This is a genomic window from Brachybacterium fresconis (assembly GCF_017876515.1).
Lineage (GTDB): Bacteria > Actinomycetota > Actinomycetes > Actinomycetales > Dermabacteraceae > Brachybacterium > Brachybacterium fresconis.
This window is the reverse complement of the sequence record NZ_JAGIOC010000001.1, coordinates 890,204-903,644: the sequence shown is the minus strand read 5'-3', so window position 1 is coordinate 903,644 and position 13,441 is coordinate 890,204. Positions and strand designations below refer to the sequence as shown.

At 72.2% G+C, this 13,441-nt stretch carries 16 protein-coding genes; 12 read left to right on the top strand and 4 right to left on the bottom strand.

Annotated features, from left to right (window positions below; translation table 11 throughout):
* Positions 1–2 precede the first annotated feature (2 nt).
* From JOF44_RS04175 to JOF44_RS04160, 4 genes are read left to right on the top strand one after another with little or no spacing between them, the layout of a single operon-like run.
* On the top strand, positions 3–563 hold the full coding sequence (locus JOF44_RS04175) for a DUF2867 domain-containing protein (protein ID WP_209887749.1): 561 nt from the start codon (positions 3–5) through the stop codon (positions 561–563).
* Complete coding sequence (locus tag JOF44_RS04170; RefSeq protein WP_209887746.1) at positions 560–1,363, top strand: lysophospholipid acyltransferase family protein; 804 nt, start codon at positions 560–562, stop codon at positions 1,361–1,363. Before JOF44_RS04175 ends, JOF44_RS04170 begins: the two co-directional genes overlap by 4 nt.
* Positions 1,360–2,349 carry an NAD(P)H-dependent glycerol-3-phosphate dehydrogenase gene (locus JOF44_RS04165; protein WP_209887743.1) on the top strand — a complete coding sequence of 330 codons (990 nt, stop codon included), beginning with the start codon at positions 1,360–1,362 and terminating at the stop codon, positions 2,347–2,349. The genes JOF44_RS04170 and JOF44_RS04165 overlap by 4 nt, the downstream gene beginning before the upstream one ends.
* A gap of 13 nt (positions 2,350–2,362) precedes the next feature.
* Positions 2,363–3,478 carry a D-alanine--D-alanine ligase family protein gene (locus JOF44_RS04160; RefSeq protein ID WP_209887740.1) on the top strand — a complete coding sequence of 372 codons (1,116 nt, stop codon included), beginning with the start codon at positions 2,363–2,365 and terminating at the stop codon, positions 3,476–3,478.
* An 18-nt stretch (positions 3,479–3,496) separates the two neighbouring features.
* Here JOF44_RS04160 and JOF44_RS04155 read toward each other — a convergent pair whose 3' ends face one another.
* Complete coding sequence (locus tag JOF44_RS04155) at positions 3,497–3,994, bottom strand: DUF3515 domain-containing protein (protein WP_342591660.1); 498 nt, start codon at positions 3,992–3,994, stop codon at positions 3,497–3,499.
* Between the two features lie 90 nt (positions 3,995–4,084).
* Here JOF44_RS04155 and thiL point away from each other — a divergent pair, with 90 nt between their 5' ends.
* Both thiL and JOF44_RS04145 read left to right on the top strand, forming a co-directional pair.
* A complete protein-coding gene (thiL, locus tag JOF44_RS04150) occupies positions 4,085–5,083 on the top strand; it encodes a thiamine-phosphate kinase (RefSeq protein WP_209887737.1) in 999 nt (332 codons plus the stop codon).
* A 46-nt stretch (positions 5,084–5,129) separates the two neighbouring features.
* Positions 5,130–6,206 carry an NAD(P)-dependent alcohol dehydrogenase gene (locus tag JOF44_RS04145; RefSeq protein WP_209887734.1) on the top strand — a complete coding sequence of 359 codons (1,077 nt, stop codon included), beginning with the start codon at positions 5,130–5,132 and terminating at the stop codon, positions 6,204–6,206.
* A gap of 3 nt (positions 6,207–6,209) precedes the next feature.
* On the opposite strand, the gene JOF44_RS04140 is transcribed toward JOF44_RS04145, so the two are convergent.
* Positions 6,210–6,959, bottom strand: a complete 750-nt coding sequence (locus JOF44_RS04140; protein ID WP_209887731.1) for a Type 1 glutamine amidotransferase-like domain-containing protein — start codon at positions 6,957–6,959, stop codon at positions 6,210–6,212.
* Between the two features lie 194 nt (positions 6,960–7,153).
* On the opposite strand from JOF44_RS04140, the gene JOF44_RS04135 reads away from it, so the two are divergent.
* Together JOF44_RS04135 and JOF44_RS04130 are read left to right on the top strand one after the other, a co-directional pair.
* The gene (locus tag JOF44_RS04135; RefSeq protein WP_209887728.1) at positions 7,154–7,447 is read left to right on the top strand and encodes a hypothetical protein; all 294 of its coding nucleotides are present in this window, start codon (positions 7,154–7,156) and stop codon (positions 7,445–7,447) included.
* A complete protein-coding gene (locus JOF44_RS04130; RefSeq protein ID WP_209887725.1) occupies positions 7,447–7,860 on the top strand; it encodes a PIN domain-containing protein in 414 nt (137 codons plus the stop codon). Before JOF44_RS04135 ends, JOF44_RS04130 begins: the two co-directional genes overlap by 1 nt.
* A 74-nt stretch (positions 7,861–7,934) precedes the next feature.
* On the opposite strand, the gene rpmB is transcribed toward JOF44_RS04130, so the two are convergent.
* A complete protein-coding gene (rpmB, locus tag JOF44_RS04125; RefSeq protein WP_209887722.1) occupies positions 7,935–8,129 on the bottom strand; it encodes a 50S ribosomal protein L28 in 195 nt (64 codons plus the stop codon).
* A gap of 242 nt (positions 8,130–8,371) precedes the next feature.
* Here rpmB and JOF44_RS04120 point away from each other — a divergent pair, with 242 nt between their 5' ends.
* Together JOF44_RS04120 and rsmD are read left to right on the top strand one after the other, a co-directional pair.
* A complete protein-coding gene (locus JOF44_RS04120) occupies positions 8,372–10,585 on the top strand; it encodes an ATP-dependent DNA helicase RecG (RefSeq protein ID WP_209887720.1) in 2,214 nt (737 codons plus the stop codon).
* Position 10,586: 1 nt separating this feature from the next.
* Positions 10,587–11,159: a 16S rRNA (guanine(966)-N(2))-methyltransferase RsmD gene (gene rsmD / locus JOF44_RS04115; protein WP_209887717.1), complete on the top strand. Its 573-nt coding sequence runs from the start codon at positions 10,587–10,589 to the stop codon at positions 11,157–11,159.
* On the opposite strand, the gene JOF44_RS04110 is transcribed toward rsmD, so the two are convergent.
* The gene (locus tag JOF44_RS04110) at positions 11,114–11,983 is read right to left on the bottom strand and encodes a helix-turn-helix transcriptional regulator (RefSeq protein WP_209887713.1); all 870 of its coding nucleotides are present in this window, start codon (positions 11,981–11,983) and stop codon (positions 11,114–11,116) included. The two genes, rsmD and JOF44_RS04110, sit on opposite strands and share 46 nt — an antisense overlap.
* Before the next feature lie 101 nt (positions 11,984–12,084).
* Between JOF44_RS04110 and JOF44_RS04105 the strand changes: the two genes are divergently transcribed.
* Together JOF44_RS04105 and JOF44_RS04100 are read left to right on the top strand one after the other, a co-directional pair.
* On the top strand, positions 12,085–12,849 hold the full coding sequence (locus JOF44_RS04105; RefSeq protein ID WP_209887710.1) for an SDR family oxidoreductase: 765 nt from the start codon (positions 12,085–12,087) through the stop codon (positions 12,847–12,849).
* A gap of 18 nt (positions 12,850–12,867) precedes the next feature.
* Entirely contained in the window at positions 12,868–13,440 is a 573-nt protein-coding gene (locus JOF44_RS04100; RefSeq protein WP_209887705.1) for a GNAT family N-acetyltransferase, read from the top strand.
* Position 13,441 lies beyond the last annotated feature (1 nt).

Below are 13,441 nucleotides of genomic sequence, written 5' to 3'. Positions count from 1 at the left end.
GGATGGCCGACGATGTCACGACCCCGACGGCCGGCAGCTCCCTGGCGCTGCGCGACATCCCGATCCCGGACTACTGCGATGTGGTCATCGTCCCCACCGGCGGAGTCGACGAGCCGGATCCCCGGGTCTGGGCCGACGCGATCTTCTCGCACGAGAACACGCCCTTGTCCAAGCGCGGGATGCGGGCGCTGCGCGATGAGGCGATCCGCCTGTTCGACATGGTGCCCCCGCCCGAGAAGGAGTACGTGGCCGACGAGGTGGTGGGCGCCGAGGCCCTGATCATCGACGACGACGCGAACCTGCGCATCCGCATCGGGGTGGCGCTGCTGCCCGGCGGTGAGCTGCTGCAGGTGACGACCGCCGTGAAGTACCGCTCCGTGCGCGGACGGATCGCCTTCGGTCCGCGACGGCTGATGCACGCCGCCGCCGTGAACACGCTGGCCCGGCGCGCCCCGACCACGCTGCGGCGTCGCACCATGGTCTCCGGCCCCTCGTCGGTGCGGTCGGTGACGGGCCAGGCGACCCGCAAGGCCCTCGGCCGCTCGTCCTCCGCCTCCGAGTGAGCACGTCGCTGCTGCGCAGCTGGGACGTGCTCGGGGCACGCCCGGCCCCGCGGCGGGCCGGGGCCGTGATCGGCCTCGTCCAGCTCCCGGTGCGCCCGCTGCTGAGCGTGCTGACCCGGCCCACCTGGATCGGCACCGAGAACCTGCCGGCGACCGGGGCCGTCCTGGCCTGCGGGAACCATCTGGGACCGGTGGACGCCTTCGCCTACGGCCATCTGCTGCAGGCCTCCGGCTTCGCCCCCCGATTCCTGGCCAAGGAGGCCATGTTCCGTGTGCCCGTCCTGGGTGCTGCGCTGCGGTCGGCCCGTCAGATCGAGGTCCGCCGCGGTGGTCCCCGCGGCCGGGACGCCCTGGACGATGCGCGAGAGGCCCTCGGCCGCGGCGAGCTGCTGATGATGTTCCCCGAGGGGACGTACACCCGCGATGAACAGCTGTGGCCGATGCAGGCCCGCCTCGGGGCGGCCCGGCTCGCGGTGGACACCGGGGCGCCGCTGGTGCCGATGGCGAGCTGGGGCGGGAGGAAGCTGTGGCCCGTCGGCTCCCCGGTCCCGCGCCCCGGCCCGGGACGCCGGGTCGTGATCCGGGTGGGGGAGCCGTACACCGTGGCCCGTCAGGAAGGCGAGACCCCTCAGCAGGCCGCCGAGCGCGTCTCCACGGACCTCATGACCCGGATCTCCGCCCTCCTCGGTCGGACCCGCGGCGAGCGCCCCCCGGAGGTCCTCCACGATCCCCGGGACGATGATCACCGCCCCGAGGTCGGTCGCCCGCAGGCCGGCTTCCGACCGGTTCGGCAGCGATGACCGCGCTGGCCGTGCTCGGTGCCGGCAGCTGGGGCACCACCTTCGCGCAGGTCCTCGCGGACAGCGGCCACGAGGTGACGCTCTGGGCGCGCCGCGAGGAGGTCGCCCGCGAGATCCGCGAGGAGCACCGCAACCCGGCGTATCTCGGCGACCGGGTGCTCCCGGCGGCGGTGGACGCCAGCTCCTCGGTGGCCGCGGCCGTCGACGGGGCCGAGGGGATCGTGCTGGCGATCCCCGCGCAGTCGATGCGCACCACCCTCGCCGCCTGGCCGGACCTGCCGCCCGTCCCGATCCTCTCGCTGACCAAGGGGATCGAGCGGGGCACCGATGCCCGGATCAGCGAGATCATCGTCGATGCCGGGGGAGCGGACCCCGAGCGCGTCGGAGTGCTGTCGGGCCCCAACCTCTCGGCCGAGATCGCCGAGCGCCGCCCCTGCGCGAGCGTGGTCGCCGCCGGATCCGAGGAGCTCGCCGGCGTGCTGGCGACCTGGTGCCAGGCGCCCTACCTGCGCACCTACACCTCCACCGACGTGGTCGGCGTCGAGATCGCCGGCGCCGTGAAGAACGTCATCGCGATCGCCGTCGGCGCGGCCGCCGGGCTCGGTCACGGGCACAACACGACCGCGAGCCTGATCACCCGCGGCCTGGCGGAGATCACCCGCCTCGGTATCGCCCTCGGCGGCCGCCGGGACACCTTCGCCGGGCTGGCCGGGATGGGCGACCTGGTGGCCACCTGCGCCTCCCCGCTGAGCCGCAATCACCGCCTCGGCCTCGCTCTCGGCCGCGGTCTCGACGTGGACGCCGCCGCCGCGGAGGTGGGCCAGACCGCCGAGGGCGTCGCGACCGCCCGGGCCGTCGCGGACCTCGCGGCCCGGCTCGGCGTGGACATGCCCATCACCGCCGCCGTGGTGGATGTCGTCGATCACGATGCCCGTATCGACGAGGTCACCATGGCCCTTCTGGCACGCGGCGTCCGGCCCGAGTGACTACCCTGCGAGCATGAGAACCTCCGTCGCCCTCCTGTTCGGCGGCCGCAGCGGCGAGCACGGCATCTCGTGCGTCACCGCCGGCGGCATCCTCGCCGCGATCGACCGCGAGCGCTTCGCGGTGACCGCCGTCGGCATCACGCGCGAGGGCCGCTGGGTGCATGTCTCCGATGACCCCTCGGACTGGACCCTGGTCGACGGCCGCGCCCCCGAGGTGGTCGCGGAGGGCCCCGAGGTGGTGCTGCCCGCGGCCCGGCACCGGCCGGGCGAGCGCAGCATGCTGCGCCAGGTCACCGGTGGGCAGATCACCGACCTGGCGGAGATCGACGTGGTGCTGCCGCTGCTGCACGGGGCCTACGGCGAGGACGGCACCATCCAGGGCATGCTGGAGATGCTCGACCTCCCCTACGTCGGCAGCGGCGTGCTCGCCTCGGCGACCTGCATGGACAAGGCCGCCACCAAGCTGTCCCTGCGGGCGGCCGGCCTCGAGTGCGCCCCCGGCATCGTCGTCCACGAGGACCGCTGGGCCGCCGGCGCCGACGAGGTCCGGGCTCATCTGCGCCGCCACCACGACCTGCCCTGGTTCATCAAGCCCGCCCGCGCAGGATCCAGTCTCGGCGTCACCCGGGTGGAGGACCCCGAGGAGCTCGAGCACGCGATGAAGACCGCCTTCGCGGAGGATCCCAAGGTGCTCATCGAGGAGGCCGTGGTCGGCCGCGAGGTGGAGTGCGGCGTGCTCCAGGGCACCGACGAGCGCGGCCCTCGCACCACGGTGCCCGGCGAGGTGCTCGTCGGCGACGATCTGGACTTCTACGATTACGAGGCCAAGTACTTCGGCAAGGGCACCGTGAGCATCGACGTGCCCGCCGGACTCCCGGACGGCGTGCTCGAGGAGGTCCGCGAGGTCGCCTCGAGAGCCTTCACGGTGCTCGGCCTCGAGGGTCTGGCGCGGGTGGACGTGTTCGTCACTGAGCAGGGGCGCGTGGTGGTCAACGAGGTCAACACGATGCCGGGCTTCACCCCGTACTCGATGTTCCCGGTGCTGTGGGAGCACATGGGACTGCCCTATGCGGAGCTCATCGCCGATCTGATCGAGCAGGCCCGATCCCGCCGGCTCGGACCCCGCTGAGCCCGCCGGGGCGACCGCTCAGGATTCCGGGGCGTCGCCCGGGCCGACGCAATGGTCCGTCGCCTCGATGTTGCGATCGATGACCTGCGCCAGATCGAGCGCCGCGCCCGAGGGCTGGTCCGGAGCGGCCGAGTACGGGACCGTGACGTCGATGGCCGGCTCCCGCCCGTAGGTGGTGTACAGGAACATGCCGTCCTCCACCTCGCGGACGATCCAGTCGATCTGGATGCCGCCTCCGTCCTCCAGGGTGGTGCAGATGTCGGTGGTGGGCCCGGGCGGGGTGACACCGCAGCGCATCACCACGGTGTCCTCGCCGTCGCCCCAGGCGACCGTGCCCTGGCTGGAGGTCTCCACCCGATCCATGCCCAGCACCTGGGGCGGTGCCTGCAGGATGATGTCGGCGCACAGCGGATCGGTGGCCGCCGGGCCCGCCGGGACCTGCACCGTGCCGCAGGAGGCGAGCGAGAGGGTCATCAGACCGGCGGCCGCGAGGGCGGGAAGACGGGAGCGGAGCACGCCCGCAGGCTACCGTCCGAACCTGCATCCCGACGGCGCGATCCTGCTCCGCGGCCCCGTTCCACAGCCCTGCTCCGGCACACTGGGGCCATGACCTCCGACGCACCCCTCGGGGAGGCCGGGCTGCTGGCCCGCATGCTCCCGCACCTGTCCGCCTCCGACCGGCTCGAGGTCGGCCCCGGCGACGACGCCGCGGTGGTGCGCCTGCCCTCACCGCGGATGGTGGTCACCACCGACTCCCTCGTCGAGGGGCACGACTTCCTGCCCGGTGCGACCACGCCGGCCTGGATCGGCCGAAAGGCCGCTGTGCAGAACCTCGCCGACGTCGCCGCGATGGGAGCTCGCCCTCTCGCCCTCGTCGTCGCCCTCTCCGCTCCCGCCGACACCCCGGCGGACGTGTTCGAGGAGCTCACGATCGGTCTCGCCGGGCGGGCGGAGGCCGACGGCGCCGAGGTGGTCGGTGGTGACCTGGGCCGCGCCGAGCAGCTCACGGTGACGGTCACCGCCCTCGGCGCCCTCGAGGAGGGCCAGGCACCGGTGCTGCGCTCCGGCGCCCGCCCCGGGGACGTGCTCGTGATCGGCTCCCCGAGACTGGGTCGCTCCGCCGCGGGCCTGGCCCTCGTCCTGGCCGGCCGGATCCGGGTCAGCGGTGAGGAGGTCGAGGGAGCGGGCCCTCACGGCGACCTCGTGATCTGGCACGACGCTCCGGAGCCGGACCTCTCGCTGGGGTGGACTCTCGGTCGCGGGGCGAGCTCGATGATGGACCTCTCCGACGGTCTCGTCCGGGACGGCACCCGCATCGCCCGCGCCTCCGGCGTGCAGCTGGACCTGGACCGCACCGCACTGGGCCCCGATGTCGCGCAGCTGGCACCGCTGGCCGCCGAGCTCGACGCCGACCCCTGGACGTGGGTGCTGCACGGGGGAGAGGAGCACGCGATGCTCGCCACCTTCGCGCCCGGCGCGGTCCCGGCCGGATTCCGACGGATCGGGCGCGTTCGGCCCGCCGGGGGAGAGAAGGACCACCGGGTGCTGCTGGACGGCGCGGAGATCCCGGGCAGCGGCTTCGACCACTTCGGAGCCTCCGTCTAGGCTGGGCGCGCCCCGCGAGGGCACCCTCATCTTCGAAGGAGACCCCATGCCGATCACGGTCAAGGCACTGCAGAAGGGCGGCCCGGACCAGCCGTTCCGCGTCGCGAACATCGAACGGCGGGACCCTCGGCCGGACGATGTCGTCATCGACATCAAGGCCGCCGGGATCTGCCACAGCGACATCCACACCATCCGCAACGAGTGGGGCGAGGCGCACTTCCCGCTGACCGTCGGCCACGAGATCGCCGGGGTCGTCGAGGCCGTCGGCACGGACGTCACCGACTGGGAGGTCGGCGACCGCGTGGGCGTCGGCTGCCTGGTGAACTCCTGCGGGACCTGCCAGGAGTGCCGCGCCGGCCAGGAGCAGAACTGCCTCAGCGGCAACGTCGGCACCTACAACGCCCCCGACGTCGACGGGACCATCACCCAGGGCGGCTACGCGCAGAAGGTCGTCGTCGACGAGCGCTTCGTGTGCCGCATCCCCGACGCCCTGGACTTCGACGCCGCCGCCCCGCTGCTGTGCGCAGGCATCACCACGTACGCGCCGCTCAACCGCTGGGGCGCCGGGGACGAGAAGGACGGCGCCCCGAAGAAGGTCGCCGTGCTGGGCCTGGGCGGACTCGGCCACATGGGGGTGCAGATCGCCGCGGCCATGGGCGCCGAGGTGACCGTGCTGTCGCGGACCCGCAAGAAGGAGCAGCTGGCCCTGGATCTCGGGGCCCAGCAGATGCTCGCCACCACCGACGACGGCTTCTTCGAGGACCACCGCGGAACCTTCGACCTGATCCTGAACACCATCAGCGCCGACATCCCCGTGGACCGGTACCTCTCGCTGCTGGCGCCCCGCGGCGTGATGGCCGTGGTCGGGATGCCGCCTGCGAAGCAGGAGCTCAGCTTCGGGTCGATCATCGGCGGCGGCAAGGTGCTGGCTGGCTCGAACATCGGCGGCATCGCCGAGACCCAGGAGATGCTCGACTTCTGCGCCGAGCACGGGCTCACGGCCCTGATCGAGACCATCGGGATCGATGAGGCCGATGCCACCTACGACCGCGTCGTCGCCGGCGAGGTCTACTTCCGCGCCGTCATCGACACCAGCACCTTCGAGGGCGCGGAGGTCGGCTGAGGCTCAGCCCAGTCGCCGTAGCGGCAGCTCGGACTCGACCACTGCGCCGGCCTCGTCGAGGGCGATGCGGCAGGCCCGAGCCTCGTCGACCTCGATGACCGCCTCGATCAGCTCCGTCCCGCGGAACAGCAGGCCGGCACCGTCATCGGTGCAGAGCGTCGGGCCCAGGGTCCCGTCGGCGACCAGCTCTCGGATCAGGGGGCGCCGTCGTTCTTCCGAGTCCATGTGCACCCCGTTGGCCCCGGGCAGGAAACCCAAGCCGTTCGTGACCGGGGCCAGCTCGGGGCCGAAGGAGTCGGTGACCCCGGCCTCGAACCAGCAGATCGAGCCCGCCGAGACGCCGGCGAGCACGACGCCCTCCTGCCACAGCCGGTACAGGATCTCGGGAAGGCCGTGGGCGCGCCACACGGCGAGCAGGTTCACCACCGAGCCGCCGTTCACCCAGATCACGTCGAAGCCGCGCAGGTATCCCTCCACGTCCTCGACATTGGGCATGGAGAACAGACTGAGGTGGTGCAGTTCGTAGCCGGCTTCCCGCGCCGCCTCCGCCATGTCCCGCTGGAAGCCCTTGTCATCACCGCCGGCGGTCCCGATGTGGCAGATGCGGGGCGGGCCGGCACGTCCCGCCCGGGGCGGGGTCTCCTGGGCGAGCTGCACGGCGAAGGCCATCATCGGCCCGAACCCGAAGCGCAGTCGCGGATGAGGCAGGTATCCGGCGCTGGTGGCCAGGATGGTGGGGACGGCGGCGGGCATCGCTGCTCCTCGGACGGTGTCGGGCCTGTCAGGACCGGGCATCTCACGGGGTGTCGTGAAAGATGCCGCAGGGGTGGAACCTTATTCGACGCGCCGAGCGCCGGCACCGGGCTCGGAAGATCGTCCCCCAAGACTGTTCTACCGTTCTACGTTCCGATAGTATTGCCGCCACGGCACCAGGACGAGGGGGCACCATGCACAAGATCACTCCGGCCATGAATGTTCGAGAGTTCAATCAGAACGCGAGCAAGGTCCTGAACTCGGTGCGGGAAGAGGTGGACATCGTTCCGATCCGTCGAGGTCGCGGTGGAGAGATCATCGCCTATGTGGTGCCGGCCGAGATGATGTTCGATCACGCCTCCATCGACCGCGCCCGCAGCGACGCCGACCAGGCGCCGCCCCTCGAGGAGCTCCTGGCACGGCGACGCGCGTACGACGGGCGCCTCGCACGCTCGCTGGAGGAGATGCGGGAGCAGGAGACCCGCTGATGCCGATCATCCTGACCCATTATCTCGACACTTCGGCGCTGATGCGCTTCCTCGACATCACTCATCCTTCCTGCGCGCCGCTGACCACCTACCTCCGTGACCACGGGCTGCTTCGCAACCGGAGCCTGTGGAGCAGTGAGCTCACTCATCTGGAGGCGACCCGGGTCGCTGTCAGCGAGCAGGACGAGCCGCTGCAGGACATGGTGGACGCTCTGTTCGGATCCGTGATCCATGGCGCCGGCATCGACGACGACGTCCTGGTGCGGGCCCGAGCCATCCCTGAACACATCAGATCGTTGGATGCTCTCCATGTCGCGACGGCGCTCGGGGCAGGGAACCAGACGCTGATCACCTACGACGCGAACATGACCCGCGTGGCGCAGGCGCGCGGGCTGAGCGTGGTCGCTCCCTGAGAGCACCCGGAATGCACGAGAGCCCCCACCCCGACGGGTGAGGGCTCTCGCGGGTGAGCTCGGTGCAGTCCCGCTCAGGCGCCGAGCGTGCTGACCTTGCCTGCCTTGAGGCAGGAGGTGCACACGTTCACGCGCTTGCTGGTGCCCTTGATCACAGTGCGCACGGACTGGATGTTCGGGTTCCAGCGACGCGAGGCGCGGCGATGCGAGTGGGACACGCTCTTGCCGAAGCTCGGGCCCTTGGCGCAGATGTCACACGTGGAAGCCACTGTCGTCTCCTGAAAAGTCGAATTCTGTTCGAATGCCCGCCCGTCCCGGCGACGTCCCGTCGGAGTCGGTGACCATGGGTGAGCGCGGGGGCGCGGCCCCCGGAGGTCAGGGCAACCTCGGAAGCATATCGCAGGTCGCCCCCGGCCTGAAGAGCGGGGCCCGAGCGCGCCCTGTGGATTCCGACACAGCGTCGTACCACGATGGCACGATAGTCCTCGGACCAGGGACGAGGAGGACGGACATGGCCAGGAGACGGGAATCCGCCCGCGGCTCGATGCCGCTGACGGAGCTGCTGGAGCGCCGCGAGATCCGCGCCATGGCGTCCTTCGGGGTGCGGGACCTCGACACCATGATGCGCTTCGCACCTCGGCGCTACACCACGCCTGCTCCGCTGCGCTCGCTGCACGAGGTCCACGAGGGTGAGGAGATGAGCGCGATCGTCTCCGTGCTCGGGGTGCGAGAGCGCCGCATGCGCAGCCGCCAGGGCACCATCCTCGAGGTCGGGGTCTCCGACGGGGCCGAGGAGATCACTCTGACGTTCTTCCTGGCCAAACAGCATCTGGTGGATTGGCATCGCAAGCACCTCACGGTCGGCGCGCACATCGTGGTCCACGGGATCGTCGGCCGGAACAAGCACACCGACCGGCCGCAGATCACCCACCCGGCCTACGAGGCCTACGAGGACACCCCCGAGGGGCGGCTGCGCGCCCAGCGGCCGCTGCCGGTCTATCCGCTGCGCAAGAACATCGCCCAGCGCACGATGCGCTCGGCCACCGAGAAGGGCATCGAGTTCGCCGACTCCCTCGCCCGGCCCGTGCCCGCCGAGCTCGTCGCCGCCCGCGGCCTCGCGCCTCTGCCGCAGGCCGTCACCCAGGTCCACCTGCCCACGACGGTGCAGGACACTCGGAACGGCATGGCGCACCTGGTGTACGAGGAGGCGTTCGTGCTGCAATCGATCTTCGCCCAGCGCCGCGCCGTGGACGCCCGCACGCCCGCCCCGGCGCTGCGGGCCGACGGCCCCCTCCAAGGGGCGTTCGAGCAGCGCCTGCCCTTCGAGCTCACCGCCGGCCAGCGCGAGATCGGCGAGCAGATCAGCGAACGTCTCGTCCGGGAGCACCCCACCAGCGCGCTGCTGCAAGGCGACGTCGGCTCCGGCAAGACCGTCGTCGCGCTTCGCGCCATGCTGCGCGCGGTCGACTCCGGCCACCAGGCCGCCCTGCTCGCCCCCACTGAGGTCCTCGCCGAGCAGCACCACCGGACGATCACCACGCTGCTCGGGGAGCTGGCCGGTGCCGGACGGCTGGACGGGCACGCCGATGCCACCCGGGTGCGCCTGCTGACCGGCTCCCAGAAGACGTCCGCCCGGCGCGAGACCCTGCTGGACGTCACCTCCGGCGAGGCCGGGATCGTGATCGGCACCCACGCCCTGCTCACCGAGTCCGTGGAGTTCGCCTCGCTGGGCCTGGTCGTGATCGACGAGCAGCACCGTTTCGGGGTCGACCACCGCCGCCGCCTGCGCACCAAGGGGCCCGAGGGCACCAGTCCGCACGTCGTGGTGATGACCGCGACCCCGATCCCGCGCACTGCGGCTCTGGCGACGGTCGGCGACCTCGACGTGCTCACCCTGCGCGAGAGCCCCGGCCGGAGGGCGGGCGTGACCAGTTTCGTGGTCCCCGAGACCGTCTCGGCCTGGGAGAGTCGGATGTGGGCGCGCGCCGGGGAGGAGATCGGCGCGGGCCGCCAGGTGTTCGTGGTCTGTGCCCGCATCGACGAGGCCGACGAGGCGCCTGCGGCTCCCGCGATCCTCGACGCGGACGGTCAGGTGGCCGAGACCCGCCTCGAGGAGGCCCGCGGCGTCTCCGCGACCGCCGAGCGCCTCGCGCGGCGCCCCGAGCTGGCCGGCGCCCGCATCGGCGAGCTGCACGGCCGGATGGCGACCGAGGAGAAGCAGCAGGCCATGGACCGTGTGCTCGCCGGCGAGATCGACCTGCTGGTCTCCACCACCGTCATCGAGGTCGGCGTCGACGTGCCCAACGCCTCCGTGATGATCGTGCTGGACGCCGAGCGCTTCGGCGTCTCCCAGCTCCACCAGCTCCGCGGCCGCGTCGGCCGCGGCGAGCACCCCGGCATCGCCTTCCTCGACACCCGCCTGCCGCCGGGCGCTCCGGCGTTCGACCGCCTGGAGGGGATCGCGTCGGCGGCCGACGGCTTCGCCCTGGCGGAGCTGGACCTGCAGGTGCGCGGCGCCGGGGATCTGGTGGGGGAGGAGCAATCCGGTCTGCAGCGCACCCTGCGATATCTCGACGTGATCCGCGACGCCCGCGTCATCGAGCAGGCCCGCGAGGACGCCTTCGCCGTGATCGCGGCTGATCCCGACCTCGCCGACCACCCCGATCTCGCCGGCGCCATCGACGATCGCCTGCGGGACGCCGACCCGGACGTGGAGAGGAGCTGACATGCCGCGGATCATCGCCGGCGCTCTCGGCGGGCGCACCATCCCCGGACCGCCCGGAAAGGGCACCCGCCCCACCTCCGACCGGGTGCGCGAGGCACTGTTCTCCCGTCTGGAGGGTTGGGACGCCCTGGACGGCGCCCGGGTGCTGGACCTGTACGCCGGGACCGGCGGTCTCGCCTTCGAGTCCCTCTCCCGCGGTGCCGAGCACGCCCTCCTGGTCGAGCTGCACGGCCCCACCGTCCGGCAGCTGCGCCGCACCGCCGCAGGCCTCGGCCTCGCCGAGCGCTGCGAGATCCGCGCCGGGAAGGCCGAGACCGTCGCCGCCCAGCTGGCCACGACCGACGACGACCCGGTCTTCTCGCTCGTCTTCCTCGACCCGCCCTACGGCGTGAGCACCGAGACACTCGAGACCCTGCTGCTCACCCTGCGCCCGGCGCTGAGCGACGACGCCCTGGTCGTCATCGAGCGCTCGAGCCGCACCCGGGCGCTCACCTGGCCGACGGGATGGGCCGACGACGGCACCAAGAGCTACGGCGAGACCGTCCTCCAGTTCGGCGGGCCGGCGACGGACTGAGTGCCGAGAGTCGCCAGCAGGTCGAGCTTGCCGGCGTCCTCGCTGTGCGGGGGAGCGGTCAGCACCAGCAGCACCTGCGAGGCGTCCTCGGTCAGCAGCGCCTGGCAGTCCACCTCGATCCGGCCGACCTGCGGATGCAGCACCACCTTGTGGTCCTCGAAGCGGCGCGCCACGACCTGGGAGTCCCACAGCTGCGCGAACTCGGCGTTGCGCGCATGCAGGAGCTCGGCGAGCTCGGCGGCCCGGGACTGCGGTCCCATCGACCCGTAGGCGGCGCGCAGCGACGCCACCCGGGCACGGCTGTGATGCGCGTGCGCCTCGAGCGGATACACGGTGCGCGCCTGCTCGGGATCCTGGAACCAGCTGTAGATCGCGCTGCGCTCCCACCCGCTGAGGAGGTCGGCGTCCCCGAACAGCGCGCGCGCCGGGTCGTTCTGGACCAGCGGCTCCTCGAGGGGGGACAGGATCATGGCCGGAGTGTCGTGCAGACGATCCAGCACGCGCATCAGGGCGGGCGCCACGTACCCCTCGACGGCGAAGCGCTCGGGGGCGCTGTGCCCGGCCACCCGGAACAGGTAGTCGCGCTCGTCGGGAGTCATCCGCAGCGCCCGCGCGATCGCGGCGAGCATCTGCGTGCTCGGCTGGGGCCCGCGCCGCTGCTCGAGCCGCGTGTAGTAGTCGGTGGACATGGTCGCGAGCTGCGCGACCTCCTCGCGGCGCAGCCCCGGGGTGCGGCGCCGCGCCCCGGGGCCGAGACCGACGTCGGCCGGGGCCAGCGCGGCACGATGCCGCACGAGGAAGTCTGCGAGCGCGTCCCTGTCCATCCCAGAAGTATCGAGCCTGCACGCCGTCGGAGCCAGGGACCGGCGATCCCCCGATGTCCGGACTCTGGTGCGCCTGCGGGACGGGGGACAGGCTCGAGGGCATGAACATCACCGGACACACCATCTTCATCCCCGGCGCCACCAGCGGTATCGGTCTCGCCCTCGCCCTGGCCCTGCACCACGAGGGCAACCGGATCATCGTCGGCGGGCGCCGCACCGAGCTGCTCGAACGCGTCGCCGCGGAGCACCCCGGGATCGCCACCGTCCGTCTGGACACCGCCGATCCGGACAGCATCGACACCGCGTCCCGCATCGTGCTCGCCGAGCACCCGGACCTCGACGTGCTCATCACGATGGCCGGCATCATGCGCGCCGAGGACTGGACGGACCCCGCCGGCTTCCTCTCCACCGCCGAGACGACCGTGACCACCAACCTGCTGGGCCCGATCCGGCTGATCGCGGCCTTCGTCGAGCACATGCTCGCCCAGGAGTCGGCGACGATCATGACCGTCTCCTCGGGTCTCGCGTTCGTCCCGCTGCGCGCCACCCCGACCTACAACGCCACCAAGGCCGCGATCCACCTGCTCTCGGAGTCCCTGCGCCTGCAGCTCGCCGGCACGGGGGTCGAGGTCCTCGAGCTCGTCCCCCCGGCGGTGCGCACGGACCTCATGCCCGGTCAGGCCACCAGCGCGGCGGCGATGCCGCTGGCGGAGTTCGTCGACGAGGTGATGGAGATCCTGGAGAACAGACCGGAGGCCGCGGAGATCCAGGTCCAGCAGGTGGGGTTCCTCCGCCATGCCGAGGCCCGCGGTGACTATCCCCAGGTGGTCGCGGCGCTGAACGGGAGCGATCTCCCCAGCCTCTGAGAACTCTAGGATGAGCCGATGACCATCGCGCTCACCGATCTCGCCTGGCCCGTCCGCACCGAGCGCCTGCAGCTGCGCCTCGGGCGGGCCGAGGACGCCGCAGCGGTCTGGCCCTGGTACCGCCTGCCGGAGGTCCAGGAGTGGACCACCACCCTCAGCGACACCCTCGCGGACCACCAGCAGTGGTGGGATCGAGGGCTCGGGGACTGCGTCGTCGGAGAGTTCGAGGGCCGGATCGTCGCCGCCGGGAAGGTCCAGCGGCAGGATGCCTGGTCCCAGGCCGACATGGCCGAGCAGGCCCGCGGCCGGCAGGCGGAGCTGGGCTGGGTGCTCGATCCGTCGATCCAGGGCCGGGGCCTGGGCACCGAGTTCGCCGCCGCCCTGCTGGACACCGCGGTCGACGGCCTCGACGTGCGCCGCGTGGTGGCGGAATGCTTCGCCGACAACGTCGCCTCCCGGCGGGTCATGGAGAAGATCGGCATGCGGCTCGAGGGCGTCTTCCTCGAGGAGTCCCTGCACCGCAGCGGGCGCTGGCTGGACGGGATGACCTGGGCGCTGCTGGCCCGCGAGCACCGGGCCGGCCGGGGCTGAC